Consider the following 4,161-nt stretch of genomic DNA (forward strand, 5'->3'; position numbering starts at 1 on the left):
GCAATGACAAGTCCGCCGAGGATAGCCTGCGCACCAAAACATCCGAGAAGCAGCGCCGATGTCGCCGACAAGTGCTGATATTCCGGCCGCAGCGTAAGGCGTTCCACCGAATGCGGGCTTAACAGGCACCATGCGCCAAGGCCGATAAAAATCGCGGCGAGCGCAAGCTGGATACGCCGTGACGTCATTGCCTAGAGCGACCCGCCCGCATCAGCATCGCAATGGCGCGACAGATCATCGACCGTGTCGGAATAGCGCACAGGCAGCAGGCGTTTGAGCTCTGGCCGGTCGATCTGGTTACAGCCCATCAGGCCAAGCACCAGCCGCGTATCGCTCTGTATGGTTTCCATGTTGCGGATCTCGGCACGCGGCGCGCCGCTGCGCTTCAGGGCCGCCTCATTCTCCTCAGCCGCAATATGGCGCACGGTGAGATTCCAGGCGAGCGGCAGGATATCGTCGATCCGCTTGGTATGTTCGAGCGCTGTCGGCCAGTCTTCATCGAGAATATGGATGAAGCCGATATTCTCTTCTGTGTAGGCCACCCCGACCGATGTCGCCCCGCGTTCAGCGCGGATACGCGCCGCTTCGCGCAGCTCGGCGAGCGCTTCCTGAAGCGCCGATTCCGAATCCTGGCCTGAGGGCAGCTGCTCGCTTGCGACAAGCGCGACCAGCGTCGTGCCCACCCCGTGATGGGCCAGCTGGGCATGCAGCAGCGTCTCTTCGAAATTGCCGCCTTCAAGCAGGGTCGCGGCCTTGGAGAAGGACTGATAGGCAAGCAGGGCATCGCCGCGCTTTCTCAGGCACTGGCCCTTCCAGAGCAGCAGCATCGGCGCTTCGAGCCCGCGCGCGGCGGCCTGGTTCACATAATCGACCACCGTCGAGCAGCCCCGGTTCCAGCCGAGCGACAAGTCATTCGCGATCCGGTATTCCAGCGCCGCCAGCCCGGCCGCGCCGCGCGCCTGCGCCGTCAGCGATTCTGAATTTTCAAGCAGGGCGGTCATCGCCGCGCGAACGGCCTCGACATTCTGACCGCCCCAATCTTCCAGCGCCGCCTGTAGCTGCAGGCGCTCATCGGTTGAGAGCAGCTCGCCATCGGTGCCGTCGGCGCGCAGCACAATGCCGACAACCTGCGAGGTGACTTCGTTCAGGGGAATGCCGAGAAAATGCTGCTGGGCCAGCTGCAGCGCATTTTCCTTGTAGCCGGCCACCTGGCGCACGGACTCGGCGCGCTGGATTTCGCGCGCAAGGTCTGCCTGGCGCCTGGCGGCCTCATTCTCTTCGCGGATGGCGACCAGGGCGGCTTGCGTCGATTCCCGCTGGCGTCCCGCCTCTCCGGCGACGATGCGCAAATTCATCTCATTGAGGCGCGTCTGGTCGGCATATTGCTGCTTGAGGCCGGACAGCTGCATGTAGAAATAGATCACACTGCCCGCCACGATGACCGCCGCCATGCCGATGATCGCGGCGAGCGCCGTCATCAGGAAGCGGAAGCTCTGCTGTTCCTCGCGAAGCTCGGCGAGCAGGTCGGCCGATGTGATCCGTGTGTCTTGTGTCGTATCGCTCACGCTGAAAGCCCCTCTGGCATGTCTCTGGCCGTGCCCGGCGCGGAGACCGGATCGTCGTCCTGCCAGACCTGGTCGCCGAAGACCGGTTCGAGCAGCAGTTTCATCGCTGTATCCTGATCATGCTCGCGGATGAACGCCTCGGCAATCATCAGCTTGATCCGCATCTGCCGGAAGCGCCACATGCGAAGCGCTGCTCCGATTGCCGTCATCATGCAGAAATTCGTCGCGCCGAGCATCCGCTCCGGGTTGCTGGCAAAGAGCTCAGAGCCGACGGGCAGCAGATAACGCCCGCTGAGCAGCGAAATGAACGTCGCAAAACAGGTCAGCGTCGCCACGATGGCAAGCAGGAGAATGTAGCGCGAAATGCGCGACCTCTCCTTGATTTGCGCGCGGTGGCGCCCGATGAGCCGGCTCATGGTCCCCATAATGGTTAAGAGAAGTCGGGCTTCGTGCACGTGAAGTCAATTCAAAACGCGATCATGCCGTCCGCCTGCCCTTGCCATGCCCGGCCACCCCCGCCTAATTTGCCGCGCGCCCTGGCCCGGCGCTGGCGTGTTAGCGTATGAAGGCAGGGAGGCTGCGACATGACGGAAGCTGTCAGCGACCATTATAACGAGCCGGACCTGCTGGCGCGGATCGAGCGTGCCATAGGCGCCATCGACCGCACACCCGACACGATTACCATCGAGGAGATGGCCCCGCTCGAGGCGTTTCACATTGGCGGGCGGGCCGCCACGGCCGCGCTGATCCCGGGCCTTGAGATAGAAGAGAGCGACGGCGTCCTCGATATTGGCTGCGGCACGGGCGGCGTCGCGCGCTATGTTGCGCACCGCTATGGCTGCCATGTCGACGGCGTCGACCTCACGCGGAATTTCATCGAGGCGGGCAAGACGATTTCGTCCTGGCTCAATCTGACCCGCAAGGTCAGGCTGCACTGCGACAGCGCGCTGTCCATGCCGTTCGAGGAGGAGATTTTCGATGCGGCCTACATGTTTCATGTCGGCATGAATATCGCCGAGAAGGGCGAGCTGTTCAGCGAGGTGAAACGGGTCCTCAAGCCGGGCGGGCGCCTGCTCGTCTATGACATCATGCGCGCCGGCGATGAGACCACCCCGCTCAGCTTCCCGCTGCCCTGGGCCAGCGAGCCGGGCGCCAGCCATGTGCGCGCAGCCGAGCGCTATGAGACCCATCTCGAGCAAGCCGGCTTTACCATTCATCACATCAAGCCGCGGCGCGACCTCGCCGATCCCTTCTTTGACAGGCTCGAGGAGAATAAAGGCAAGCCGCCCCCCGCGCTCGGAACGGCCACGCTGATGGGCAGGACCGCGCCGGAAAAGATCGCAAACCTGCTCGCCGCCTATCGCAAAGACCAGATCGTGCCGGTCGAGATCCTCGCAAGAAAGCCCTGACCCGCGCACAACCGACAAAGGTTGCAAAAATACTTATATTCCCGGAGAACGGGAATTCATCGCACTCGCCGAATAATCCGAAGCAAGGCCCAGAATCCATGACAGACCATATCCAGACCCGTATTTCAGATCACATCCTGACCCTCACCATCGCCCGCCCGGAGCGCAAGAATGCGCTGACCCAGGCCATGTATGGCGCCATGGCGGACGCAATCGGCAACGCAAATGACGACAAGGCTGTGCGCGCCATCGTTCTGACCGGCGAAGGCGACATGTTCACTGCCGGCAATGATCTCGGTGACTTTGCCTCCCTCGAGGCCCGCGAAAGCGGTGAGCCGCCCGTCACGCGCTTCCTCAACACGATCCGCGATGCCGAAAAGCCGATCATCGTCGCCGTCAACGGCCCGGCCATCGGCGTTGGCCTCACCCTGCTTCTGCACGCCGATATCGCCTACGCGGCAGACACGGCCAATTTCCGTGCGCCTTTCACCGCGCTGGGGCTGGTGCCCGAAGCCGGCTCGTCCATGCTGCTGCCGGCGACGGTCGGCAACTCGATGACAAATGAAATCCTGCTCGCCGGGCGCATCCTGTCAGCCGACGAAGCGCTCGCCTGCGGGCTGGTCTCGCGCGTCGTGCCATCCCATGAGCTGATCGGCGCGACCATGGGATGCGCGTCAAAGATCGCGGCCTCACCGCCCAACGCTGTACGCAAGTCAAAGGCGCTGATCCGCTCCAGCCGCGATGCCGTCGCGCGCCAGATGGCTGCTGAAGGGAAAGTCTTCGCCGAGCAGCTCCAGTCCCCCGAATTCGCCGAAGCCGCAGCCGCCTTTGCACAGAAGCGAAAGCCGGTGTTTCAGGACTGAGCGTCACACCGCCTTGGCGTGGCGGGGTGCGGCCGCTTCATCTGGCACATAGGCATCGAAGCAGCGTGCCACGGTCCGCATCAGGGCGCGGGCCTCTTCGGGTACGGTCAGTCTCGTTCCTTCGAGCTTGCACAAGCCAGCAGCTTCGAGCGGCGCAGCGCGCACAAGCGCGTCGTCTAACGCATGCCGGTCAGCGCCTGCCGCCTTGCACACTTCGGCAGTGTCGACAGTAAGCGCGCACATCAGCGCTTCGATCGCCCGGCCGCGCAGCCGGTCTTCATCGGTCAGCGGAACGCCCCGCTCGACTGGGAGGCGCCCTTCCGC

General features: G+C 63.6%; 4 protein-coding genes and 2 pseudogenes. 2 read left to right on the forward strand and 4 right to left on the reverse strand.

Translation table 11 applies throughout. The annotated features are described in order from the left end of the window. The 3 genes and pseudogenes from WA989_RS09735 to WA989_RS09745 form a co-directional block, all read right to left on the reverse strand. A pseudogene (locus WA989_RS09735) lies at positions 1-188 on the reverse strand (hypothetical protein); the annotation flags it as partial. Between the two features lie 3 nt (positions 189-191). Beyond that, on the reverse strand, positions 192-1,565 hold the full coding sequence (locus WA989_RS09740) for a hypothetical protein (RefSeq protein ID WP_424340305.1): 1,374 nt from the start codon (positions 1,563-1,565) through the stop codon (positions 192-194). Then, positions 1,562-1,981: a hypothetical protein gene (locus WA989_RS09745; protein ID WP_424340306.1), complete on the reverse strand. Its 420-nt coding sequence runs from the start codon at positions 1,979-1,981 to the stop codon at positions 1,562-1,564. Before WA989_RS09745 ends, WA989_RS09740 begins: the two co-directional genes overlap by 4 nt. A gap of 168 nt (positions 1,982-2,149) precedes the next feature. Here WA989_RS09745 and WA989_RS09750 point away from each other — a divergent pair, with 168 nt between their 5' ends. Continuing rightward, positions 2,150-2,974, forward strand: a complete 825-nt coding sequence (locus tag WA989_RS09750; protein WP_424340307.1) for a class I SAM-dependent methyltransferase — start codon at positions 2,150-2,152, stop codon at positions 2,972-2,974. 98 nt (positions 2,975-3,072) lie between these two features. Further along, positions 3,073-3,837 (forward strand): enoyl-CoA hydratase-related protein, encoded by a 765-nt coding sequence (locus tag WA989_RS09755; RefSeq protein WP_424340308.1) that lies wholly within the window; start codon positions 3,073-3,075, stop codon positions 3,835-3,837. Between the two features lie 3 nt (positions 3,838-3,840). Here WA989_RS09755 and WA989_RS09760 read toward each other — a convergent pair. After that, positions 3,841-4,161, reverse strand: a pseudogene (locus tag WA989_RS09760) (oxygen-independent coproporphyrinogen III oxidase); the annotation flags it as partial.

Origin of the sequence: Henriciella sp. (genome assembly GCF_049649345.1) — a bacterium.
In the GTDB taxonomy this organism is placed as follows: domain Bacteria; phylum Pseudomonadota; class Alphaproteobacteria; order Caulobacterales; family Hyphomonadaceae; genus Henriciella.

Excerpts from the sequence above, each read along its gene's own strand:
- WA989_RS09755 (WP_424340308.1), top strand. The coding sequence starts at position 3,073 with ATGACAGACCATATCCAGACCCGTATTTCAGATCACATCCTGACCCTC.
- WA989_RS09750 (WP_424340307.1), top strand. The coding sequence starts at position 2,150 with ATGACGGAAGCTGTCAGCGACCATTATAACGAGCCGGACCTGCTGGCG.
- WA989_RS09745 (WP_424340306.1), bottom strand. The coding sequence starts at position 1,981 with ATGAGCCGGCTCATCGGGCGCCACCGCGCGCAAATCAAGGAGAGGTCG.